This window comes from Bacillus sp. BHET2 (genome assembly GCF_005938125.1).
Classification (GTDB): domain Bacteria; phylum Bacillota; class Bacilli; order Bacillales; family Bacillaceae_B; genus Rossellomorea.
Map to the genome: position 1 here is coordinate 1,256,464 of NZ_VCQN01000001.1, position 25,034 is coordinate 1,281,497.

At 40.7% G+C, this 25,034-nt stretch carries 23 protein-coding genes; all 23 read right to left on the minus strand.

Going from position 1 to position 25,034, the window contains the following annotated elements; all coding sequences use genetic code 11:
• Positions 1 to 14: 14 nt before the first annotated feature.
• Positions 15 to 293 carry a DUF503 domain-containing protein gene (locus tag FGG79_RS06440; protein ID WP_138776894.1) on the minus strand — a complete coding sequence of 93 codons (279 nt, stop codon included), beginning with the start codon at positions 291 to 293 and terminating at the stop codon, positions 15 to 17.
• A complete protein-coding gene (gene infB, locus FGG79_RS06445) occupies positions 290 to 2,473 on the minus strand; it encodes a translation initiation factor IF-2 (protein WP_138776895.1) in 2,184 nt (727 codons plus the stop codon). Before infB ends, FGG79_RS06440 begins: the two co-directional genes overlap by 4 nt.
• A 4-nt stretch (positions 2,474 to 2,477) precedes the next feature.
• On the minus strand, positions 2,478 to 2,795 hold the full coding sequence (locus FGG79_RS06450; protein ID WP_138776896.1) for a YlxQ family RNA-binding protein: 318 nt from the start codon (positions 2,793 to 2,795) through the stop codon (positions 2,478 to 2,480).
• A gap of 10 nt (positions 2,796 to 2,805) precedes the next feature.
• Complete coding sequence (gene rnpM, locus FGG79_RS06455; RefSeq protein WP_138776897.1) at positions 2,806 to 3,075, minus strand: RNase P modulator RnpM; 270 nt, start codon at positions 3,073 to 3,075, stop codon at positions 2,806 to 2,808.
• Between the two features lie 12 nt (positions 3,076 to 3,087).
• Complete coding sequence (nusA, locus tag FGG79_RS06460; RefSeq protein WP_138776898.1) at positions 3,088 to 4,221, minus strand: transcription termination factor NusA; 1,134 nt, start codon at positions 4,219 to 4,221, stop codon at positions 3,088 to 3,090.
• Between the two features lie 35 nt (positions 4,222 to 4,256).
• Positions 4,257 to 4,727, minus strand: coding sequence for a ribosome maturation factor RimP (gene rimP / locus FGG79_RS06465; RefSeq protein ID WP_138776899.1), 471 nt, complete (start codon positions 4,725 to 4,727; stop codon positions 4,257 to 4,259).
• A 185-nt stretch (positions 4,728 to 4,912) separates the two neighbouring features.
• On the minus strand, positions 4,913 to 9,232 hold the full coding sequence (locus FGG79_RS06470) for a PolC-type DNA polymerase III (protein ID WP_138776900.1): 4,320 nt from the start codon (positions 9,230 to 9,232) through the stop codon (positions 4,913 to 4,915).
• Between the two features lie 101 nt (positions 9,233 to 9,333).
• Positions 9,334 to 11,040 (minus strand): proline--tRNA ligase, encoded by a 1,707-nt coding sequence (locus tag FGG79_RS06475; RefSeq protein WP_138776901.1) that lies wholly within the window; start codon positions 11,038 to 11,040, stop codon positions 9,334 to 9,336.
• 147 nt (positions 11,041 to 11,187) lie between these two features.
• Positions 11,188 to 12,444 (minus strand): RIP metalloprotease RseP, encoded by a 1,257-nt coding sequence (gene rseP / locus FGG79_RS06480; protein WP_138776902.1) that lies wholly within the window; start codon positions 12,442 to 12,444, stop codon positions 11,188 to 11,190.
• 126 nt (positions 12,445 to 12,570) lie between these two features.
• Entirely contained in the window at positions 12,571 to 13,713 is a 1,143-nt protein-coding gene (gene dxr / locus FGG79_RS06485; RefSeq protein WP_138776903.1) for a 1-deoxy-D-xylulose-5-phosphate reductoisomerase, read from the minus strand.
• 47 nt (positions 13,714 to 13,760) lie between these two features.
• On the minus strand, positions 13,761 to 14,546 hold the full coding sequence (locus FGG79_RS06490; RefSeq protein WP_138776904.1) for a phosphatidate cytidylyltransferase: 786 nt from the start codon (positions 14,544 to 14,546) through the stop codon (positions 13,761 to 13,763).
• Positions 14,546 to 15,337, minus strand: coding sequence for an isoprenyl transferase (locus FGG79_RS06495; protein WP_138776905.1), 792 nt, complete (start codon positions 15,335 to 15,337; stop codon positions 14,546 to 14,548). The genes FGG79_RS06490 and FGG79_RS06495 overlap by 1 nt, the downstream gene beginning before the upstream one ends.
• A 280-nt stretch (positions 15,338 to 15,617) precedes the next feature.
• Positions 15,618 to 16,175 carry a ribosome recycling factor gene (gene frr, locus FGG79_RS06500; protein ID WP_138776906.1) on the minus strand — a complete coding sequence of 186 codons (558 nt, stop codon included), beginning with the start codon at positions 16,173 to 16,175 and terminating at the stop codon, positions 15,618 to 15,620.
• Positions 16,175 to 16,900: a UMP kinase gene (pyrH, locus tag FGG79_RS06505; RefSeq protein WP_138776907.1), complete on the minus strand. Its 726-nt coding sequence runs from the start codon at positions 16,898 to 16,900 to the stop codon at positions 16,175 to 16,177. Before pyrH ends, frr begins: the two co-directional genes overlap by 1 nt.
• An 87-nt stretch (positions 16,901 to 16,987) precedes the next feature.
• Entirely contained in the window at positions 16,988 to 17,869 is an 882-nt protein-coding gene (gene tsf / locus FGG79_RS06510) for a translation elongation factor Ts (RefSeq protein ID WP_138776908.1), read from the minus strand.
• A 151-nt stretch (positions 17,870 to 18,020) separates the two neighbouring features.
• On the minus strand, positions 18,021 to 18,728 hold the full coding sequence (rpsB, locus tag FGG79_RS06515; RefSeq protein WP_138776909.1) for a 30S ribosomal protein S2: 708 nt from the start codon (positions 18,726 to 18,728) through the stop codon (positions 18,021 to 18,023).
• A gap of 158 nt (positions 18,729 to 18,886) precedes the next feature.
• On the minus strand, positions 18,887 to 19,411 hold the full coding sequence (locus tag FGG79_RS06520) for a hypothetical protein (protein WP_171050826.1): 525 nt from the start codon (positions 19,409 to 19,411) through the stop codon (positions 18,887 to 18,889).
• 36 nt (positions 19,412 to 19,447) lie between these two features.
• Positions 19,448 to 20,206: a FliA/WhiG family RNA polymerase sigma factor gene (locus FGG79_RS06525; protein WP_138776911.1), complete on the minus strand. Its 759-nt coding sequence runs from the start codon at positions 20,204 to 20,206 to the stop codon at positions 19,448 to 19,450.
• 97 nt (positions 20,207 to 20,303) lie between these two features.
• Entirely contained in the window at positions 20,304 to 20,801 is a 498-nt protein-coding gene (locus FGG79_RS06530) for a chemotaxis protein CheD (protein WP_138776912.1), read from the minus strand.
• Positions 20,798 to 21,433, minus strand: coding sequence for a chemotaxis protein CheC (locus tag FGG79_RS06535; RefSeq protein ID WP_138776913.1), 636 nt, complete (start codon positions 21,431 to 21,433; stop codon positions 20,798 to 20,800). The genes FGG79_RS06530 and FGG79_RS06535 overlap by 4 nt, the downstream gene beginning before the upstream one ends.
• A 15-nt stretch (positions 21,434 to 21,448) precedes the next feature.
• Positions 21,449 to 21,895, minus strand: coding sequence for a chemotaxis protein CheW (locus tag FGG79_RS06540; RefSeq protein ID WP_138776914.1), 447 nt, complete (start codon positions 21,893 to 21,895; stop codon positions 21,449 to 21,451).
• A 12-nt stretch (positions 21,896 to 21,907) separates the two neighbouring features.
• On the minus strand, positions 21,908 to 23,932 hold the full coding sequence (locus tag FGG79_RS06545; protein WP_138776915.1) for a chemotaxis protein CheA: 2,025 nt from the start codon (positions 23,930 to 23,932) through the stop codon (positions 21,908 to 21,910).
• Positions 23,933 to 23,947: 15 nt separating this feature from the next.
• Positions 23,948 to 25,030: a protein-glutamate methylesterase/protein-glutamine glutaminase gene (locus FGG79_RS06550; protein ID WP_138776916.1), complete on the minus strand. Its 1,083-nt coding sequence runs from the start codon at positions 25,028 to 25,030 to the stop codon at positions 23,948 to 23,950.
• Positions 25,031 to 25,034 lie beyond the last annotated feature (4 nt).

Sequence of the window (25,034 nt, forward strand, 5' to 3'; positions counted from 1 at the left end):
ACATAAGCAACTCATTAAAGCGACTCGATTTGGGTTTCCAGTCGTTCCCACTCAGGAAAAGAATCAATGAATTTCAATGCGTGCTCGATTTCTCTTTCGCTCGCTCCTTTTGAAGAAGCGACAGTAACCATCGCAATCCTTGTTCGTTGCCAAACATCCTGGTGGTTGATTTCCGAGACAGAAACATTGAATTTTTGCTTTAGGCGTGACATGACCCTTTGCAGGACCGCCCGCTTATCCTTTAATGAGTGAGAATCATAAATCATACACTCACATTCAACATATGTGATCATTTACGTGTAATTTCCTCCATGATGAAGGCTTCAATTACGTCGCCTTCCTTCACGTCGTTAAAGTTCTTAATTGTAATACCACATTCGTACCCTTTTGCTACGTCTTTTGCATCATCTTTAAAACGTTTAAGGGCATCTAGTTCACCTTCAAAGATAACAATTCCGTCACGAATAAGTCGAACGCCACTATCACGCGAAATCTTACCTTCTGTTACATAGCTTCCCGCAATGGTTCCAACTTTAGACACTTTAAATGTTTGACGAACTTCTGCTTGCCCAATGATTTTTTCTTCAAATTCAGGATCAAGCATACCTTTCATAGCGGCTTCAATTTCTTCCATTACCTTATAGATAATGCGGTGCAAACGAATTTCTACACCCTCGGCGTCTGCTGTACGCTTTGCGTTCACATCAGGACGAACATTAAATCCAATTACAATCGCATTTGATGCCGCTGCCAGGGAAATATCAGATTCATTAATTGCACCCACACCAGTGTGGATGATTCGAATGTTTACACCTTCGACCTCAATTTTCAGTAACGATGCAGCAAGTGCTTCAACTGACCCTTGAACATCTGCTTTAAGAACAAGGTTAAGGTCTTTCATTTCCCCTTGTTTCATTTGTTCGAACAAGTTCTCAAGGCTCACCTTCGATTTTTCACCACGCTGAGCTTGTAGAGCTTGGGATGCACGTGATTCACCTACTGAACGTGCCGTTTTCTCATCTTCGAATACGACGAAACGGTCACCTGCTTGAGGAACATCATTCAAACCTGTGATTTCAACCGGAGCAGAAGGACCTGCTTCCTTCACACGTCGCCCAAGGTCATTGACCATTGCACGGACACGGCCGAATGTATTTCCTACTACGATGGGATCCCCGACTTTTAACGTTCCATTTTGAACGAGTAAAGTGGCAACAGATCCACGGCCTCTATCTAATTGAGCTTCAATGACAGTTCCTTGTGCCAGACGGTTTGGATTCGCTTTAAGCTCTTCCACTTCGCTCACAAGAACGATCATTTCAAGTAAGTTATCAATACCTTCACCAGATAGTGCTGATAGAGGAACAAAGATTGTATCTCCACCCCAAGCTTCAGGAACCAATTCAAATTCCGTCAGTTCCTGCATAACACGATCAGGATTAGCCGCTTCTTTATCCATCTTATTAACAGCGATAATGATTGGAACTTCTGCCGCTTTGGCATGGTTGATTGCTTCAACCGTTTGAGGCATGACACCATCATCAGCTGCAACAACGATGATCGCGATATCTGTTACCTGAGCACCACGTGCACGCATTGTAGTGAAGGCAGCATGTCCAGGAGTATCCAGGAATGTGATCTTCTTCTCATCCACTTCGACTTGGTAAGCACCAATATGCTGAGTAATTCCCCCAGCTTCTCCAGCTGTTACTTTCGTGTTACGAATCGAATCAAGCAGCGTTGTTTTACCATGGTCGACGTGACCCATGATGGTAACAACAGATGGACGTTCTTGTGCTTGCTCTTCCGTATCTTCAGTGAAGTATACTTCAAGATCATTTGTATCAACTTTGATCTCTTCTTCTACTTCCACTCCGTATTCGCCAGCAATCAGTTCAATTGAGTCTTTGTCTAATTCCTGATTGATTGTAGCCATAACTCCAAGCATGAATAGCTTTTTAATAATTTCAGAAGGCTCTTTATAGAGCTTTTTTGCAAGTTCTGAAACCGTCAATGACTCAGTGAACGTTATTTTAGCAGGAAGCTCTTTTTTCTTAGCAGGCTGCTGTTGTTGCTGAGGAGCCTGTTTGAAATTTTTGTTTTGCTTATTTTGTTTATTATTTTTGTTTTTGTTGTTGTTGTTATTATTATTATTGAAGACCTTCTTCTCCTTTGACTGGTGCTGTTGTTCGTGTTTTTTACCTTCACGACTTTTCGGTGCTGCTTTTACCTTCTCCTTGTTAGGAGCGTCTTCTGACTTAGATGCACTTGTTTTAGAATCTTGCTGAGCTGATTTGTTTCCTTGCCCTTTGGAATCTCCTTTGTACATCCCGTCCAACTTGGTTACTGCGTCGTCTTCTATAGTTGCCATATGGTTTGATACCTCAATATTCAGTTGCTTTAATTTTTCGATCACATCTTTACTTGATACATTGTGCTTCTTTGCATATTCATATACACGCATCTTGCTCATATGTTCACCCCCACTGAGATTCATCGAGCAGTTCGGATAATTTTTTGGCAAAGCCTGCATCCATTATGGCTACGACTACCCGTGCATCTTTTCCAATAGCTTGACCTAAATCATGCCTGTCCTCTACTAAGCATACCGGGACATTATACGATTTACATTTGTCCGTGATTTTCTTGTTTGTATTAGCAGAAGCATCTTTGGAAAGAATGACAAGATTCGCTCGTCCACTACGAACTTCTTTAATAACAAGCTCTTCACCTGAAATAATCTTACGTGCCCGATTCGCCAATCCTAAAAGTGACATCCAACGATTTTGTTTCATACGCTAAACGTTACTCCTTCTCCACAAGGCTAATCAATTCATCGTATAGAGATTCATCTATTTTCGCTTGTAATTGATTGGCTAAAGTATTTTTCTTTTTCGCTTGTAAAATGATGTCTTTATCCTTGGAAAGATAAGCACCCCGACCTGATTTCTTACCAGTAGGATCGATGGAAACTTCCCCTTCTTTCGAACGGACAATTCTAATCATTTCTTTTTTTGGTTTCATTTCACCAGTTGCAACACATTTGCGCAATGGTATCTTCTTATTCACAGCCATCTTGCTCACCTCTTAATCTTGATTTTCGAAATCAATATTTAAAGGTTCGTTATCATACTCGTCCTCTTCATCCTGAGGAAGGAAAGCCTCTTCTCGAGGATACAACCCTAGCTCTCGTGCGTCTGTCTCACTCTTGATATCAATCTTCCAGTTTGTCAATTTAGCTGCAAGACGAGCATTTTGCCCCCGTTTACCGATGGCAAGTGACAGTTGATAGTCTGGTACAACGACTCTTGTCGCTTTATCTTCTTCGTTCACCTGTACATCTAATACTTTAGAAGGGCTTAAGGCATTTGCTACGAATGTCACAGGGTTTTCTGACCACTGAACGATGTCGATTTTTTCACCTTTTAATTCGTTTACAATCGCCTGGACACGTGCTCCCTTTGTTCCTACACACGCTCCTACTGGATCAACTTCAGAATTTTCTGCATGAACAGAGATTTTCGAGCGATCCCCTGCTTCGCGGGCAACCGATTTGATTTCAACCGTTCCGTCAAAAATTTCAGGAACTTCGATTTCAAATAATCGCTTCAATAGTCCAGGGTGGGTTCTTGAAACAAAGATTTGAGGACCTTTTGTAGTCTTTTCTACCTTTGTAATAAACACTTTAATCCGGTCATGAGGCTTGTAAGTTTCATTTGGCATTTGTTCACTTACAGGTAGTAGCGCTTCAATCTTACCCAGTGCTACATAAATAAAGCGATTATCCTGACGTTGGACAATTCCAGTCATGATGTCTTCTTCCCGGTCTACAAATTCAGAATAGATAATGCCTCTTTCCGCTTCTCTTACTCTTTGCGTCACAACCTGTTTAGCTGTCTGAGCAGCAATACGTCCAAAATCCTTTGGCGTTACTTCAAGCTCTACAACGTCTCCAACCTCATAACTAGGATTGATTTCGCCAGCGTCTTCAACCGAAATCTCAAGACGTGAATCAAAAACCTCATCCACCACTTCTTTACGGGCGAATACTCTCATAGTCCCTGTATCAAGGTTAAGATCTACACGAACATTTTGTGCTTGGTTGAAATTTCGTTTGTAAGCAGACACAAGTGCTGCTTCAATTGCTTCTATGATGACATCTCTTGCAATGCCTTTCTCTTTCTCTAAAACAGTAAGAGCATCTAATAACTGAGTGCTCATGGTGGTTTCATCCCCCTTTATAGTGCGGTTCGTTCCTATGAAAATGTAACAGCCAATCGTGCGATAGCTATCTTATCTGTTGGAATTTCAACCTTCTTTTTTCGTGTCTTAATGGTTACGTCTAATGCTAATTGGTCTGAAGTATAGGAAAGAAGTGTCCCTTCGAAGGCTTTTTCACCGTTCAATGGCTCATACGTTTTCACATAAACGTTCTTGCCAATGGCTTTCTCGAAATCCTTGTCTTTCTTTAAAGGACGCTCAGCTCCCGGTGAAGAAACTTCTAAAAAGTAATTATGAGGAATTGGGTCAATTTCATCTAACTTTTCACTAAGTCTTTCACTTACTATTCCGCATTCTTCAATGTCAACACCTGCATCTTTGTCAATGAATACACGGAGGAACCAGTTGAATCCTTCCTTTACATATTCCATGTCAATGAGTTCCAAAGACATGTCATCTAAGATTGGTGTGACGATTTCTTCTACTAGTGTTGTTATTTTGCTCATACTTACCTCCTGGTCTATATGAAAATCTTGCACCAAGACTAGAAATGATAGTTCAAAAATCTCCATGTAATAACGAAAGAGTGGGGTGCGACCCCACTCTTCTACCTTTAGAGCTATCTTTAGTATTTCCAATAAAAATATACCATAATCAACATTTTTATGCAAACAATTCCCATGGTATCAGCTTAGAACAGGGATAATTGGTTCTTATCCGGCAATGACTCCAAGCAGCCATGATTGTCCAAATATTCGATAATGGTCTTTGAAACACGGCCTCTTTGTTGGAGATCTTCCTTCGACAGAAATTCTCCATCTTTCCTCGAATTCACAATATTAATGGCAGCATTGGTCCCAAGTCCTGGAATGGAGTTGAAAGGAGGAATCAATGTATCTCCATCTATCACAAACTCTGATGCGTGAGAACGATAGAGGTCTACCTTCTGGAACTTATACCCTCTTTCACACATTTCGAGTGCTAATTCGAGTACGGTCAAAGTATTCTTTTCCTTAGGAGAGGCGTCCAATCCCTTACTGTTGATCTCTTCTATCTTTGCTCTCACAGCCTGAGATCCTCTTACCATGGCTTCAATATCGAAATCCTCTGCACGAACGGTGAAATATGCTGCATAGTAAAGCAAAGCATGGTGAACTTTAAAGTATGCAATTCGAACCGCCATTAATACATACGCAGCCGCATGGGCTTTAGGGAACATGTACTTGATCTTCAGACACGAATCAATATACCAATCCGGTACCCCGTTTTTCTTCATCTCCTCTACCCATTCATCCTGCAGTCCTTTTCCTTTTCGAACAAATTCCATGATCTTAAAGGCAAGCGATGGCTCAAGTCCTTGATAGATCAAATAAACCATAATATCATCACGACAACCAATTACTTCACTCAGATTACATATACTGTTATGAATGAGCTCTTGAGCATTACCTAGCCATACATCCGTTCCATGAGAAAGGCCGGATATTTGGACGAGTTCAGAAAAAGTCGTCGGCTTTGTGTCTTCAAGCATTTGACGTACGAAACGAGTACCGAATTCAGGTATCCCTAAAGTTCCGGTTTTACACATAATTTGTTCTTCCGTTACACCCAGTGATTCAGTTCCACTGAATATCTTCATCACTTCTGGGTCATCTGTTGGAATAGTCTTTGGATCTACACCAGATAAATCTTGAAGCATACGGATAACAGTTGGGTCATCATGACCAAGAATGTCGAGCTTCAACAAGTTATCATGAATGGAATGGAAGTCAAAATGTGTTGTTTTCCATTCTGAACTTGAATCGTCAGCAGGGAATTGGATAGGAGAAAAGTCGAAAATATCCATATAATCAGGTACTACGATGATTCCTCCTGGATGCTGTCCGGTTGTCCTTTTCACTCCAGTACAGCCGTTTACCAATCGATCGATTTCAGCACCGCGGATTTGCAGTTGGTGATCATTCGCATAGCCCTTCACATACCCATAAGCAGTCTTTTCCGCTACTGTACCAATTGTTCCTGCTCGGTATACATTGTCTTCACCGAATAATACCTTCGTATAGTTATGGGCATTTGGTTGATATTCACCTGAAAAGTTCAAGTCAATATCAGGAACTTTATCGCCTTTGAATCCAAGGAATGTTTCAAAAGGAATATCGTGGCCATCCTTCTTAAACGGAATGCCGCAATCAGGACAGTCTTTATTCGGCAAATCGAAACCCGATCCCACAGATCCATCATCAAAGAACTCAGATTTCTTGCAAGATGGACATACATAATGTGGAGGTAGGGGATTTACTTCGGTAATTTCCGTCATGGTTGCGACAAATGAAGAACCTACCGATCCACGGGATCCAACCAGATAGCCATCATTCAATGATTTCTTAACAAGCTTGTGTGAAATTAAATAGATGACAGCGAAACCATGACCGATGATACTCTTTAATTCTTTTTCGATTCTCGCCTCTACAATTTCTGGAAGCTCTTCCCCGTAAATGCTTTTTGCCATTGTATAACTCATCCGCCGCATTTCTTCATCTGCACCTTCAATTTTAGGTGTATACAAATCATCCCTGATTGGTTTGATGACATCTACCATATCGGCGATTTTATTGGAGTTTTCCACGACGATTTCTTTTGCCGTGTCTTTTCCCAGGAAGGAAAAGGCATCGAGCATTTCATTCGTTGTTCTGAAATGGACATCAGGGAGTTCATGGCGATTTAACGGATTGGCACCACCCTGTGAACCTACGAGAATCTTGCGATAGATCTTATCGGTTTCATTTAAGTAGTGTACATTTCCGGTTGCCACGACCGGCTTATCCAATTTCTTTCCAAGATTCACGATATTCGTAATAATGTCTTCCAGGTTCTTCTGACTTTGAACGAGATCCAGTTCGATTAAATGTTGATAAACCTCTCTTGGGTGAACTTCAAGGTAATCATAGAAACGAGCAGTTTCCTCGACCTCTTCTTTCCCTTTTTGCATCATCCCTTCGAATACTTCCCCTTTGTCACACCCTGACCCGATCAGGATGCCTTTCCGATATTTTTGAAGCTGGGAACGGGGAATACGGGGAACACGGTAGAAATAATTCATATGAGAAATTGAAACTAGCTTATAAAGGTTTTTTAACCCTTCTTCCGTTTGGGCAATCAACGTACAATGATATGGCCTTGACCGCTTATAAGCATCACCTTTACCCATATAATCATTAAATTGATTATGGTTAGTGATCCCTTTTTCAACGGCATCTTTTAGCATTTTCAACAGAAGGTATCCTGTCGTTTCTGCATCATAGATCGCACGGTGATGCTGGGTTAATTCAATATCAAACTTCTTCGCCAGCGTATTCAAGCGATGATTCTTAAATTGAGGATAAAGAAGTCTTGCAAGTTCCAGCGTATCAATGACAGGATTAACCGCCTTTTTTATACCCGCTTTTTGATATCCTGCATTTAAAAAGCCCATATCAAAAGACGCATTATGGGCGACTAAGATATCCTCTTCGATCCAATTATAAAAATCGTGCAGTACATCATTTATTTCAGGAGCCGTTTGCACCATGTCATCTGTAATCCCGGTCAAGTCAATCGTGATCGCGGATAAGGGATGATGAGGGTTGGCAAATGACTCGAATTTATCAATGATTTCTCCATCCTTGATTTTCACTGCGGCAAGTTCAATGATGGTGTCATAAACAGCTGAAAGCCCAGTTGTCTCTACATCAAAGACAATAAAGGTACTATCTTCTAAAGAAAGGTCATGTACATTATAGGCAATCGGAACTCCATCATTCACAAGATTGGCTTCTACACCGTACAGAAGTTTAATATCGTTTTTCTTACTTGCGTTATAAGCTTCCGGAAAAGATTGGGCAACGGCATGATCAGTGATTGCCACTGCATTATGTCCCCATTTTTTCGCTTGCCCTACAAGACTTGCCACTGAAGAAACTGCGTCCATTTGGCTCATAGGTGTATGCATATGAAGCTCTACCCTTTTCTCGTCAGCTGGAGCAGTATCCAGTCTAAGAACAGGTTTAATTTCATTCACATCATTGGCAATCATCACAAGGTCACGTACAAACGTATCGTTTTGGATACTCCCACGGCAGCGAACCCACATGCCTTTTTTCATATTATTCATGACTGCAGCGTCTTCTTTGTCTCTTGAGAACATTTTGACAAGAATTGAACTTGAGTAGTCCGTTACTTTAAATGTAAGTAAGGTACGGCCGCTTCGCAATTCACGTGTTTCACAATCAAAGACATATCCTTCCACAGCAATCCGCCGCTCTTCATCATATATTTCTTCAATCTTTCTGAAGTCAGCATCGTCTTTAATCGATAGACCAAGCATAAATGGACCACTAGGCACACCGCTTGCTTCTTCCTTCTCTGCCTTTTCCATTTCAATAAGGGCCTGTTTGGCTCTTTCTTGATCTTCTTTAAGCTTTTCTTCTAGAAATTTCTCATACTCATTGTTTTGCTCCTCTACCTGACTTACTTCAGCATCTAATACCAGTTTAGGAAAACCGAAATTCTCGAAAGTAGAAGTGATCATTTCTCCGTATTTTCTTTTTAATTGTGTAGCTTCTGTATCATTCGAAGTCTGAACAATAATCTTGTTTCCAATGATTTTCGGCTTTTGAGTATTTAATAGTTTCAATAATGGTGGAGAAATGCCTTGAATTTCTTTCACACAATCCTGCCAATAGTCTAAAATATGCTGATTCGTTGCTTCAGCTTTCAATACTTTAATCGTATAGCTGACGTTTGCAATATGTTTAAACGAGGTATGCAGGGCAATTGAAAATTCATTCCACACCGTACACGGAATGATCTCATCAAACGTAAAATAAAAATGCCATTTCTTTTCTTTCCGGTACACCGCTAGTTTTTCAATTTCAGCATTCTGAAAATACTGTACAAATGCATCCTCTGTTAACCCCAACTGTTGAAGCAACAGTTGAAACCTTTCTCTTTTGCCCAGGGGCTTTTCTTCCATATTCATTCTCCCCCATTTCTTATCGTGTTTTACGTTATCATTACAGAAGAAAAAGGGCTGACAGATAAGGATTGCTTCCTTTAAAGTCGAGCCCTTTATGTTTAAGAAAGAGTCTTGAATAGTGCTTGAAGATTTGAAAGAAGTTCATCTTTATGAATCTCCAACATTTCACCTGTTTTTCTTACTTTCACTTCTACGATTCCTTCTCCCGCTTTCTTTCCTACCGTTATTCGGATCGGAAGTCCAATCAAGTCGGAATCGGCGAATTTCACACCAGGACGCTCAGCTCGATCATCCATTAACACATCATATCTATTTTCTTTGAAAGAGTCATATAATTCGTTCGCAAGCATCGCCTGCGCTTCATCCTTCATATTGATCGGAATCAAATGAAGATCATATGGGGAAAGCTTCGTTGGCCATACGAGACCGTTGCTATCATTGAATTGCTCTGCAACGGCTGCAAGGGTACGGGACACCCCAATACCGTAGCATCCCATGATAATGGATTGAGACCGCCCATTTTCATCCAGGAATGAACTTCCTAAAGCATCCGAATATCTTGTTCCCAGTTTGAATACATGCCCCACTTCAATGCCTTTTGCGAATACAATCGTACCATTCCCGTCTGGTGATGGGTCTCCTTCTTGAATAAAGCGAAGGTCGGCATACTGAGATACCTCAAAGTCACGTTCTGGGTTGACGTTTGTAAAGTGGAAGCCTGCTTCATTTGCCCCCGCTACTCCATTACGAATGTACTTAACTGCCTGATCAGCAATAATTTTAATGTTTTCTATTGAACAAGGGCCAATCGATCCGATCTCACACCCGATGAGAGCCTTCGTATCATCGGCAGATGCCATTTCAACCACACTTGCATTTAGAAGATTCTTTACTTTAATATCATTTATTTCGTGATCACCACGAGATAATACCAACACGTATTCATCATCCACTTTAAAAAGAAGTGATTTAATGCATTGGTCTTTATCTACAGAAAGGAAAGTGGATACGTCTTCGATTGTTTTACTATCAGGAGTAGAAAGCTTGTCTAATTCAAGCATCTCTTCCGCCTGTTGTGTGTAAAAATCCACCACTTCTGCCATTTCAATATTCGCAGCATAATTAGATGAATCGGAATATGCAATCGTATCTTCTCCTACTTCTGATAACACCATAAATTCATGGGTATCTTTACCGCCCATCGCTCCAGAATCAGCAATGACCGCCCTGAAATTCAACCCACATCGACTGAAGATATTCGAGTATGCTTGATATAATGTATCATACGTATCGTCCAGGCTTTCAAATGAGGAATGGAACGAATATGCATCCTTCATAATGAATTCCCTACCTCTAAGCAGTCCAAAGCGAGGTCGCTTTTCATCCCGGTATTTGGTTTGAATCTGATACATTGTGAGAGGCAGACGCTTATACGATTTTATTTCGTCTCGCACTAGGCTCGTAATGACTTCCTCATGAGTGGCCCCAAGTGCAAATTCGCGATCATGGCGATCATTCATACGCATCAGTTCCGGTCCATAAGTCCCCCAACGTCCCGATTCCTTCCAAAGTTCCGAAGGTTGAAGCGCAGGCATTAGTAATTCCACAGCCCCTGCTGAATCTAATTCTTCACGTATGATTTCTTCTACCTTTTTTAACACTTTATTCCCAAGTGGCAAAAAGCTGTATATGCCGCTTGCATTTTGTCTAATGAAACCTGCACGCAAGAGAAGCTGATGACTTTTTATCTCTGCATCGGCTGGAACTTCTCTTAGAGTGGGTATGAATGTATTTCGTTGCTTCATTTACTAGCACCTCAGTTACTATATAAATTAGTTATGTAGAGTAGGAAATTCCTTCTCACTATTTTATCTTAATTCAACAGGCAGTAACACCCTCATTTTTTGAGTACAGAGGGAGAAACTGCCTGTTATAAATTCATACGTTATATTTTACAAGAAAAATCTTTGGATGTCATTCCATGTAACGACAAGCATCAGAACCATGAGGAGGGCAAACCCGACAAAATGGACCATACCCTCCATTTGACGATCGACTGGTTTTCCTCTTACGGCTTCGACAACGAAGAACAGAAGCCTGCCTCCGTCAAGAGCCGGAATTGGTAGAAGGTTCATGATTCCAAGGTTTATGCTCAGGATGGCTGCCCACCTCATTAAATAGTAAATTCCGGATTTAGCAACTACATCTGTTGACTGATAGATCCCGACGGGTCCTGATAATGCATCGATTGAAAATTCACCGGATACCAGTTTTCCTAGAAGTACAAATATCATTTTGGTCCATTCATAGGTTTGCTGGGCACTATTGGATACCACCTTGAGAGGAGATTTTTCAACAGGACTATGGACACCGATAATTCCTATTTCTTCCCCTTCAATTTCTTGAGGCTTTGGCGTAACAGGTACCTCTGTGTTTGCGCCATTACGATCCACGTTAAATCTCAACTCATCTCCCGGGTGCTTCTGAATGACCGTCACAATATCATCCCAGGTGGAAATCTCTTTTCCATCGATGCTTAACACAACATCATTCTTTAGCAGGCCGGACTCTTTCGCTGCACCATCTTCAGTCAGTTCTCCCAGAACAGGGTCATTTGTCGGGACCCCTTGTAATAGACCGACGAGGATAAAAATGAAGAAGGCCAAAATGAAATTGAATAATGGACCTGCAAAGATTGCCAGTGCCCGCTGGGGAAGAGTCTTTGAAGCGAATTGACGATCCCAAGGTGCGATTTGCGTTTCCACACCGTCTTCAATAAATACAGCATCTCTCGAAATAGAAAATGTTTTCAATTCTTCTTCATCTTCTTCATATCCACGGATATGCAGCCTGTGTTCCAAGTCTGCTTCTTCCACTTCAATGACACGGATATTCGGATAGCGATCTTTGTTATTCAAGACAATTTTTTTTATTTTTTCATCTTGATCGATTACAAGACCAACACGATGTCCGGCCTTTAATTCGACCATTTCCGGGTCTTCGCCCGCCATTCGCACAAATCCCCCAAGAGGTAATAAGCGAATCGTGTAGGTTGTTTCATCTTTTTTATACGAAAAAACTTTAGGACCAAATCCTATGGCGAATTCACGACACAGAATTCCTGCACGTTTAGCGAAGATTAAGTGTCCAAGCTCATGAAAAAATACTAAAGCTCCAAAAATTACAACAAAGGCAATCACCGTTTGCAAATAAAAAACCACCTTTTTATAACCTGCTCGTAACAGATTTAAATGTTAAATGATAGACGGAAGTAACATGTCCACTATCATTCTACGCACAATTTCATGTGAACATGCCTCAATGACTATACTACTCTACAACCAACTAAAAACGAGTTGGCGAGTTTGTTGATCAATCTCATGAATGGTTTCAAGATCCGGTCTATGTATCACTTGGTGAGCACTCATGGCTTTTTCAATATACGTTTCAATGTCCAGAAATGAAATTTTATCCTCCAAGAACATTGCTACAGCTGCCTCATTTGCCGCATTTAATACCGTTGTCATGCTTCCACCGATGCGTCCTGCCTCATAGGCAAAAGCGAGACAGCGAAAACGGTCAAAATCCATCTTTTCAAAATGAAGTTTACCTATTTCAACTAAATTCAGCCTCTTACCTGGTCTATCAAGCCTGTCCGGGTACGTCATCGCATATTGGATCGGTACACGCATATCTGGTGTACCCAATTGCGCCATGACGGATGAATCATGAAATTGGATCATAGAGTGAATGATGCTTTCTCTATGTTGCACTACGTCAATTTGATCATATGGGATATCGAATAACCAATGAGCCTCTATGACTTCCAATCCTTTGTTCATCATTGAAGCTGAGTCGATTGTAATCTTTGCTCCCATGGACCAGTTGGGGTGATTCAGGGCTTCTTTTACCGTGACACCAATCAATTCATCCCTTGTCCGGTCTCTGAAACTGCCACCAGATGCAGTAATGATCAGCTTTTCGATATTTTTTTCCTTTTCCCCTTGCAGGGATTGGAAGATGGCTGAATGTTCACTATCAACAGGTAACAAAACAGTTCCTTTTTTCCTTGCAGCTTCCATCACTAAGTGTCCAGCAGTTACGAGCGTTTCCTTATTCGCGATTGCGATGGTTTTACCTGCCTCAATCGCCTGAAGGGTAGGATATAATCCAACACTTCCAAGAACCGCGTTAACAAGGATATCCGCCTCCTGGTGACAAGCCACCTCCACCAGTCCCTCTTCCCCGTAGAGAATCTTGACGGTAGAAGGGAATTCTCTGGACAATGATTCAGCATCTTCCTTGCGCTGTACCGAAACCATGTGAGGACAGAATTCTATCATGATTTTTCTGGCTTCTTCTATGTTTTTGCCAACAGACATAGCTGTCAGTTTGAATTCTTCAGGATGTTCTCTTATGACATCAAGAGTCTGCATGCCAATCGAACCCGTAGCACCCATTATACTAATTTTCTTCACCAACTACACTCCTCTCGCTGAAGCCTTCTTCCTATTATCAATGCTTGTTATAATAGAAAGTGAAGAAGGGGCAAAACAAATAATAAACTATCAAAACGATCCAGCATTCCACCGTGTCCTGGCAGCATTTGTCCGGAATCTTTCACTTTGTAATGTCTCTTTAGAGCAGATTCCACTAAGTCACCCACTTGCCCAAAGACAGATAGTATAGCAGTCACGATCATGAGTTTAGGGATCGACATATCAAGGTCTGCAAAGAACGTCATAATGACTCCAACGATCACAGCACACACGATGCCTCCTACAAACCCTTCAATCGTTTTATTCGGGCTAATTTCAGGCCACAGCTTCTTCTTCCCCATTGCTTTTCCAATGAAGTATGCCCCTGAATCTGTTGCCCATATGATGAATAGCGCATAGAATACAAACTGAACTCCATATTCCAAACGGATTTCCATAAAATAATAGTAACCAATTCCTACATATAAAACACATAAAATGGAATAAGCTACATCGTCAAAATTAAAACGATTCTTGGTAGCCACTGTATATGTTAAAAAAAGTAACACCGCAAGAAAAGCAAGCTCAATTTTGGAGTATCCGAAATCGGTTATGATTTCAATCGCTTCTCTCGGAATAAGGAAAACCCATAGCAACGCTAATGATAATAATCCTGGAATGGTAAAAATCCACTGCCCTCTCATCTTTAACGCTTCATATAAACTGATAGATGCAATGAGATACATTAAGAGCACAAATGGCAATTCACCAAAAATGATGATCGGTAAAAAAATCGCTGCCGCTACCACCGCTGTAATAATTCTTTGTTTCATTATGATTCCTCACTTTGTAACCCGCCGAATCTTCGTGAACGACCTTGATATGCTTCAATGGCTTCAATTAATTGCTCCTTGCCGAAATCAGGCCACAGTACATCTGTAAAAAAGAACTCTGTATAAGCCAGCTGCCACAGCATAAAGTTACTTAGGCGGATTTCTCCACTCGTTCGAATAAGCAGGTCCGGGTCTTTTAAATCTTTTGTCATTAAATAACTTGAAAATACTTGTTCATTCAGTTCGTTTTCATCTAGTATTCCATTCTGGACATCTTTTAAGACATGCTTCATGGAATCGATAATTTCTGATCGGCTTCCATAGTTTAAAGCAAAATTCAATATTAGCCCATCGTTATGTTTCGTCGCTTCCATTGCCTTTGTTACAGCTGTCTTGGTATGTTTAGGCAACGCTTCCGGAGATCCCATCATTTTCACTTGTACATTTTCTTCTACTAACTCAGGAAGGAACGTTCCCAAAAACTCCTCTGGTAGTTTCATAAGAAACTCTACTTCCATTTTCGGGCGTTTCCAATTCTCGGTTGAAAAAGCATATAAGGTCAATGCTTCTAATCCCAATTCATTTGCAAGTTTGGTAATCTTTCGCACGCACTTCATGCCTTCATGGTGTCCTGCTATCCTAGGCAGGGCCCTTTTCTTTGCCCATCTACCATTGCCATCCATAATAATGGCTATATGACCCGGAATCGGGTGATTTAATAATTCTTGAAATCGTTCATCCACTTCCTCAGAAGTCTGTTGTCGTTTCCATTGCTTAAGCTTGTTTAGCATAAAAAATCCTCCACCAACAATCAAAAAAATATTTGCCCTTACTATCATATCAAAAAATAAGGAAGATATCTTCAAGAAAATAGATTATGTATATCCCTATTAGTATAGAAACGTTTATTTGGTCCAAACGTACCGCTGATCATCACTAGATCAAAACATTCATTAAAGAAAAGCATTATTGCAAGTAACCCTACCCTAAACAAGCTAAAACAAAGGGACCGGCCCATAAGGAATATGAGTTCACTTATAGGACAGCCCCTTAGGTTTGAATTATGATTGATTATACTTCTAACATTTCTTGCTCTTTATTTTTTGCGACGGCATCTATTTTTACGATGTTTTCATCTGTTGCTTTTTGAACGTCATCAGAGAATCCACGAAGATCATCTTCAGTAATATCTCCGTTTTTCTCTTTTTTCTTAAGGTCATCATTAGCATCACGACGAATATTACGGATGGCTACTTTCGCTTCTTCCGCTTCTTTCTTCACAAGCTTCACAAGTTCCTTACGACGTTCTTCTGTTAAAGCAGGAACAACGATTCGAATAATATTTCCATCACTTGTTGGTGTAATCCCTAAATCAGATTTCAGAATTGCCTTTTCAATATCACCTAAAGCCGTTTTATCATAAGGCTGGATAACCAACATACGTGCTTCCGGAATCGAAATCCCTGCTAATTGGTTGACAGGTGTCGGTGCCCCGTAGTAGTCAACTGAGATTTTATCTAACAAAGAGGCATTGGCTCTCCCTGCACGGATACTCGCTAACTCACGAGAGAATGTTTGGACCGCTTTGGTCATTCTTTCTTTTGCATTTGTTATGATCGTGTTTGGCATTATGATTTCCCCCTTACGATTGTACCTATATTTTCACCAGTAATTGCTCTTTTGATATTCCCATTCTCCATAATAGAGAAGACGATAAGTGGAATATCATTGTCCATACAAAGAGAAGAAGCTGTCGAATCCATTACAGCTAATCCTTCTTTCAACACATCTAAATAGGAAAGTTCTTTGTATTTCACAGCCGTTTCGTCCTTCTTAGGATCTGCTGAATACACACCATCTACATTGTTCTTAGCCATTAGAATCACTTCAGCATCAATCTCCGCTGCTCGAAGTGCCGCAGTTGTATCCGTTGAGAAGTATGGATTTCCAGTTCCTGCTGCGAAAATCACAACACGTTTCTTCTCTAAGTGACGTATGGCTCTACGCCTAATGTATGGTTCTGCAACCTGACGCATATCGATGGAAGTTTGAACTCTTGTTTCGATGCCCATCTGCTCAAGACTGTCTTGAAGAGCCAAAGAATTCATGACGGTAGCAAGCATTCCCATATAATCGGCAGATGCACGTTCCATTCCCATTTCACTACCTATCTTACCACGCCAGATATTACCTCCGCCAACAACAACGGCCACCTCTACATCTAGTTCAGCAATTTCTTTTACTTCTTCTGCTACATTTTTAATGACAGAAGGATTAATTCCGAAGCCATCATCACCTGCTAATGCTTCTCCACTAAGTTTTAGAACGACACGCTTGTATTTTGGAACGCTCATGGAAACCTCCATAAAATAGAATTTTTCTTGAAAAATAGGGAACACACTAAGTGTTCCCTACAAAGAATTGTTTAACTTTAGCTGATTTTATTTGTTTACTTGGTTCATTACTTCTTCAGCGAAGTTTTCTTGACGCTTCTCAAGACCTTCTCCTACTTCGTAACGAATGAAATCAGTTAAAGTAGCTTTATTAGCTTCAAGGTATTGACGTACTTTCTGATCCGGATTCTTAACGAATGTTTGATCAAGGATACAGATATCCTCGAAGTATTTGCCAAGACGACCTTCCACCATTTTTTCAACGATATTTTCAGGTTTTCCTTCGTTCAACGCTTGTTGTTTAAGCACTTCACGCTCACGATCCACTTCTTCAGCAGATACTTGATCACGAGATACATATTTAGGGTTTAATGCAGCAGCGTGCATCGCAACGTCTTTCGCAACACTTGCATCAGTAGTACCTTCCACCACTGTAAGAACAGCGATACGGCCACCCATGTGCAGGTATTCACCGAAAGCAGCGTTATCATCTTTAGTACGGATTTCAAAACGACGCAGTGTGATTTTTTCTCCGATTTTAGCGATAGCAGCGTTGATGAATTCACTTACAGTAGAACCATTGGCCATTTTTTGCTCAAGAGCATCTTCAACAGAAGCTGGTTTGTTAGCAAGTAAGTGGTCAGATAATTCTTTAACAAGGTTTTGGAAGTTTTCGTTTTTCGCAACGAAATCTGTTTCTGCGTTCACTTCGAAAATAATAGCAGTGTTTCCTTCACTTGCAATGTAAGTAGTTCCTTCAGCTGCGATACGATCAGCTTTTTTAGCTGCCTTTGCAATCCCTTTTTCACGTAGGAAGTCAATTGCTTTATCCATATCTCCATCAGTTTCAGTTAACGCTTTTTTACAGTCCATCATTCCAGCGCCAGTTTTTTCACGAAGTTCTTTAACCATTTGTGCAGTAATTGCCATTGTAGGTTTCCTCCTTAGTTTGACTATGTAGACTTTTATCGCCAAATGACGACAGTCATAAAATATGCTGTCTCTGTATTTGAGTGCAGCACATGTGAATACTCTTTAAAAAAAGGTGATAAGGGTAAGCCCTCTTATCACCTTTCCTTAATTACTCAGCTGCTACAGCTGCTTCTTCACCTTGCTTAGCTTCTAAAATAGCATCTGCCATTTTACCTGTAAGAAGCTTAACCGCACGGATTGCATCATCATTCGCAGGAATTACGACATCAATTTCATCCGGATCACAGTTTGTATCAACGATACCCACGATAGGGATATGAAGTTTACGCGCTTCAGCTACAGCAATACGCTCTTTACGAGGGTCAATGATGAATAGTGCATCAGGTAGCGTGTTCATATCTTTGATTCCGCCTAGGAATTTAACCAAGCGTTCATGTTCTTTTTTCAGTTGTACAACTTCTTTCTTCGGAAGTACTTCAAACGTACCGTTTTCTTCCATCTTTTCGATGTCTTTAAGACGTGTAATACGCTTTTGGATTGTTTCGAAGTTAGTAAGTGTTCCACCTAACCAACGTTGGTTAATGTAGTACATACCAGCACGCTCTGCCTCTTCTTTAACAGACTCTTGTGCTTGTTTCTTTGTTCCAACGAAAAGAACTTTACCGCCGTTACCAGCTAATTCTTTCACGAATTTATAAGCTTCTTCAACCTTTTTAACTGTTTTTTGAAGGTCGATGATGTAGATGCCGTTACGCTCAGTGAAGATGTATCTCTTCATCTTTGGGTTCCAACGGCGAGTTTGGTGTCCGAAATGAACACCAGCTTCTAGCAATTGTTTCATAGAAATTACTGACATGTGTGTTTCCTCCTAATGGTTTTTGTTTTCTCCTCCGTTTCTGTCATTTTGAAAGTAGAAACTATTCTATTGAATAGCACCATCCACTTCAATCGAGAAACGTGTGTGATAACACCATGAATACTATAGCATACCTATCCCAACCAATCAAGAACTTCCTACATAATTTGTCGGAATTTTAACAGGAGCTCAATTTCTGTTTGACCTTTTCCTACGCTCTTAGCAATTTCTTCAATTGGCATCCCTTTTTCCTTAAGTAAGATGACTTGTTGAATAAGTGGATCGTTCTCTGGTTGTTTCATTTTCATTTGTTCGGTCGGGTGGGCAGGTTCCGATATGAGGTTATTCGTTTGTTGATACGCCTTCTGAGCAACCTTATAACCTGCGCCTGTCCGTATTGTCCGCGCGTCGGATGCTTGACCATTGTCTTGATTCATATCATTCGTCTGACCAAACCCCTCTGTTTCGTCCTGTACCTTGGTTTTGAAAGTCCTGATAAACTCATCATTTTCTTCTTTCATTTCTATCAGATAAGCTGAAATAACATCTTCCATATCACTTATCATTTTCTTTTGTTCTTTTTCCATGTGTACAAAACGATTTTGTCTGGAGTATAAAATAACGATCGAAAGCAGGGAAATAATATTTAGAAGAAAAGATAAAAAGAGTAGAAACGTTACCATGTCATCACCTAGTTTGTATGATTTGCACCCTTTGTATTAAGAGCCAAGCAGATTGCGTAATTTAAATATGGATTTGGAATGAATTTGAGAAATTCGGGAAGTAGATAGTTTCATGATTTCTCCAATTTCAGTCAATGTTAATTCTTCTTTATAGAATAAGCTTAACACAAGCTGTTCTTTATCTGATAGGGTCCTGATTGTCTTCTCAAGTTCACTCAGCTTCTCACCTTTTAGCACTTCCTCTTCAGGCGAAACTGTCTTGTCATCTTTAAGAGAATAGTTCTGCGTTTCGTGATCATCATCTGTTAACTGTTCATCCATGGACAGGACATTGGCAAAAAAATGCTCGTTCGTTGCTTGATACACTTCTTCTGGGGACATCTCCAGGGAAGCCGCTACCTCCTCAGCTGATACGTGACGCAATAGCGTCTGTTCCAATTCAACCGTTTTCGCTTCGATTTTTTTCGCTTTATCTCTAGTAGACCTGGGAAGCCAGTCCTCTTTTCTCAAGCCATCAAGTATGGCCCCCCTTACCCGAAATGAAGCATATGTATCAAATTTCAAATCTCTTGTCGGATCAAACTTCTGAAGTGCATCCAGTAATCCCATCAACCCAAGACTCTTTATATCTTCTCTCGAGACATTTCTTGGCAGCCCAACGGAAATTCGCTGAACATGATACGATACAAGAGGCATGTACTTCTTCACTAACATGTCTCCGGCTTCTATATCACGACTGTTAATCCATTTCTCCCAATATTGTTGTTCATCTGTTCGAGGGGGTTGTTGAGACATAAGAATCCTCCTTGCTACCTATTTTCTTTCTCAGAAACATTTAGATATTCGATTTCGGTCACTGAGGACGGTAAATGAATGATTTAATAGATGGAATTCACAATTCCTTTATCCCTTCATTGACTGTCCGAACCTGAAGAATCCCTGTAGAAGTGAAGAATTCAATGGTTCTGCCTTTGTTACCGCCTAAATCCTCAGCCACAATTGGTACCCCATGCTTCAAGAGGACCTCTTTGACCGCTTCTGCATTCCTCGGGCCAATTCTCATGACATCACTCTTGGATTGAAATTGGAACATTTGTGCTCCTCCTGCCATTTTGCATTGGAGCCTCCTCAAATTGGCGCCACGCGTTTTTAGTTGGCGGATAAGCTCTTCTATTCCTGTGTCAGCGTATTTGGCTAAATTCGGCTTAACTTCTTTTCCAATCGATGAATCGGGGAGCATCACATGCACCATCCCGGCCAACTTTATCCATTCATCATACAGAACGACACCGATGCATGAGCCCAGTCCTGACGTACGGATAGAGGTTTCACCATCAGCGATATTCATATCTGCAATACCGACTTTCACTACCGTACTTACACTCATCATAGTTTCACTCCGAGTGATTGGAAAATGATTTCGAATGATTCAGGGTCAGGCAGAAGGAAAAAATGTCCCTTCACACTCTCAGACGACATCCCTTCATCTTCTTGTAAAGCGGTATCAATGACGATTGCATAATCACTCACTTGAGATATTTCCAGTAAACCAAATCCGATTATTGCACCAGCCATGTCTACGGATAAAGCCGGAACAGATGGTAAAAGCATTAAATTTGTAAAATCAGACAGTGATGATAAGTAAGAACCAGAAAGGATATTACCTAATTCTTGCATAGCAGATAGCCCTAACTCTGAATAAGGAGGCTCATTAAAGGAAAACGAACGATCGTCAATCATCGTTCGTATGTACATGGACGCTTGTTCAACTGGTAATAAGAAAAACATGCTACCAGGGGCTTCACCTTCAATTCGCAAGAAAACACTTACGACGACATTGTCGGGACCCCCTGCCATATCCATCATTTCATCAAAGGAAACGACTTGTACACTCGGTACTTTCATATCAATCTTTTTTCCAAGAAGGGTGGAAAGGGCGGTTGCTGCATGCCCTGCCCCGATGTTACCTATTTCTTTCAATATATCCAAGTGCATTGAAGAAATTTGCTTTTCATAACCCATGTCTAATCGCCCCCCTTAGATGGATTGTAGTATTTTATCCAAATGGAGCAGAATCAGTAGTCTTCTGTTTTGCTTTACTACTCCACCTATATACTCTGCTTCGACTACTCCCACAACTTCTGGAGAGGGCTCTATCGATTCCCTTGTGACATCCAGTACGTCGTTTGCCGCATCCACTATCAAACCTACTTCTTTGTCTTCTACTCCTGCGATGATTACCCGTGTGCTTTCAGTCGGCTCTGAGGATGGTAATTCAAACCTGCTTCTTAAATCGATTATCGGTGTTACTACCCCTCGTAAATTTATAACACCCTTTACATATGAGGCGGTACTCGGCACTCTTGTAATATGTTGCAGCTTTTCGATTGAACGAACCTGATTGACCGGTATCACATATTCCTTATCCACTAATTGGAATACGATAAGTTTTAGGTCTTCCACTGTTTCTGTCACTTCACTCATTACCCTTACCCCCTATTTAATTAACGCATTACAATCAACAATTAACGCGACTTGACCATCCCCTAGTATCGTTGCACCGGAAATGGCAAATACATCATTCAAGTAATTCCCTAAAGATTTCAGGACAATCTCCTGTTGACCGATGAAGGAGTCGACCACTAACCCTGCCATCTTCTCTCCCTTACGTACAATGACAACAGAATACAAATCCTCTTCTTTTGAATCTTTAGGAACTTCAAATACATCTTCAAGGAATAATAACGGAACTACCTTCCCTCTGAAATCGATGACTCTTTGATTGTGGGCATTCATGATTTCTTCCTTTTTCACGATGGCTGTCTCTATAATGGAAGAAAGCGGTATTGCATATTTCTCTGCTTCGATTTCAACAAGCATGACAGAAATAATCGATAACGTTAATGGTAATTGAATCGAAAACAATGAACCATGTCCGACTGTGGAGTCAATAGTGATCGAACCACCTAAAGATTCAATTGTTGCTTTCACAACATCCAATCCAACACCTCTTCCGGAAATATCCGAAATTTGTTCGGCAGTAGAGAAACCTGATGCCAAAATTAGTTCATAAATTTGTCTGTCTGACAATGTATCGGCTATGTCTTCAGAAACGATTCCTTTTTGGATCGCCTTTTCCAACACCCGTTGCTTATTGATACCGGCTCCATCATCTTCAAGCTCAATAAATACATGATTTCCACTATGATATGCTTTCAATTTGACCGTTCCCTGTTCAGGTTTGCCATTTTTCACACGAATGTCCGGCATTTCAATCCCATGATCAAGGGCATTACGTATTAAATGGACAAGTGGGTCACCAATTTCATCTATTACTGTACGGTCAAGTTCGGTTTCGGCACCGATGATTTCAAGTTCGATTTTTTTATTTAAATCTCTTGCCAGTTGTCTCACCATTCGTGGGAATCGGTTAAACACCGTCTCTACAGGAACCATCCGCATATTAAGGATGATGTTTTGCAAATCTCCGGAAATCCTCGTCATTCTTTCTACTGTTTCATTAAGCTCTGGATTGTTCAAATCTTTTGAAATTTGCTCCAGACGACCCCTATCAATAACAAGTTCTTCAAAAAGATTCATTAGGACGTCAAGCCGTTCGATATTGACCCGAATCGTTTTACTGGTTGGGCTCGTTTGTTTGGCTGGATTGTTTGCTGGTTTAGGCGTCTGAACTTCTTCCTGCCCCTTATCCGCTATTTCCTTTCGTTCTGGTGCTGTGTCATTGAGGTTAATTTGAAGATGGTGGGACGTTAGTTCGAAAATTGAGACTTTTTCCACTTCAGAAACCTTGCGGATACTTTCCTCAATAACACGTGCATCTTCTTTTGAGACAACGGCGATAACGAAGGAATGGTCAAATTGCTCCTCTTCTAGCTGATCTACCGTTGGATGTGATTTTATTACTTCTCCAAGTTTCCCAAGCACCTCAAATACCATATAGACTCTAGCTGCTTTCAGTAGGCAATCCTCACGTAATGATACAGTAATTTCAAAACAGTTGAATTCTTGCTCAAAGGATTGTTGAATGACCGTTTGTTCAAATGCTTCGTATTGCATGGATACCTTCATGTCGGGAGCTGCTGTTGCAGCAACTTCATTGCTTGCAGAAGGTAATACGCTTTCACCTTTTTCAATCGCCTGTAGCATCGCCACTACTTCTGTTACATTTCGTTTTCCATCCCCTCCATCCGCAATGGAAAATACCATCGCTTCAAGATCATCCACAGATTTAAACACAACATCTAAGATTTCAGGTGTTACTTTTATTTTTTCATTCCGGATCGCATCCAGTACATTCTCCATTTTATGGGTGAGATTGGCTAAATCTTCATATCCCATTGTGGCAGACATCCCTTTTAAAGTATGAGCTGAACGAAAGATCTCATTGACAATAGCAAGATCTTCAGGATTTTTCTCCAATTCTAGTAACTGCTCATTGCAGGTTTGCAGATTTTCTTTACTCTCTTCTATAAAAACTTCTAAATATTGACTCAATTCCATGTGCTCCACACCTCTCTACATCATGTACTTCATTATTGATAGGGATATATCCTCGATATTTTCCACACTATCTACTAACTTAGTAGCGATAGCTGATTTCGGCATTCCAAACACAATACAGGTCTCTTTTGCTTCAGCAATTGCTTTAACTTCGCCCTGTTCTTTAAGCTTAATTAATCCTTCAGAGCCATCAGACCCCATCCCAGTCATGATGACAGCTATCTTTGCATAATTACGAATCAAACTTGCTGATTCGAATAAGGTATCAACGGAGGGTCTATGTCCATTTCTTGGTGCCTCTTCCTTAGTCAATTGAAAGGATAAATGTGAACCTAGATCCATCACCCTTGTGTGAAAACCACCAGGTGCTATATAGGCTGTTCCTTTTTGCAGGGTTTCTTCATGTTCCGCTTCTTTAACTTTAATAGCGGATTGACCGTCTAATCGATCGGCAAGTGATCTTGTAAATCCAGGCGGCATATGTTGTACCACTACTACCGGTGCATCAAGGTCAGGAGGTAATTCTGTCAGTACTTGCTGCAAAGCCCTTGGACCTCCGGTTGATGTCCCAATTAGGATTACTTTAGATGAATTCATGTTCCACTTACGATTGATTGTTTTCGGTGAGTTTGCTTCAAAGACACTTTGATTTGGTTCTATTTCTTCTGTCCTTTTTCGATACACTTTCGTCATTTTCTTTATGTTCACTTTGCTTGCGGCAACTACTTTATCAACGATTTCATCCTGTACTTTGTGAAGATCCAGAGAAATGGTTCCGGACGGTTTCGCGATAAAATCAACAGCCCCCAGTTCCATTGCTGTAACTGTTTCTTCTGCCCCTTCTTTCGTTGTGGACGAGAGCATAACCACAGGGAGAGGACAGTCCTGCATAATTCTCCTTAACGCTTCAATCCCGTTCATCTTCGGCATTTCAACATCCAGGGTGACGACATCAGGACGAAGTTTATGAATCTTTGCAATCGCATCTTCACCATTCCTGGCGATACCTATTACTTCTAGCTGATCTGAGGTCGTTAAGAAGTCACTAATGAGCTTTCTCATAAATGCTGAATCATCGACAACTAAAACCTTTTTCATTTAG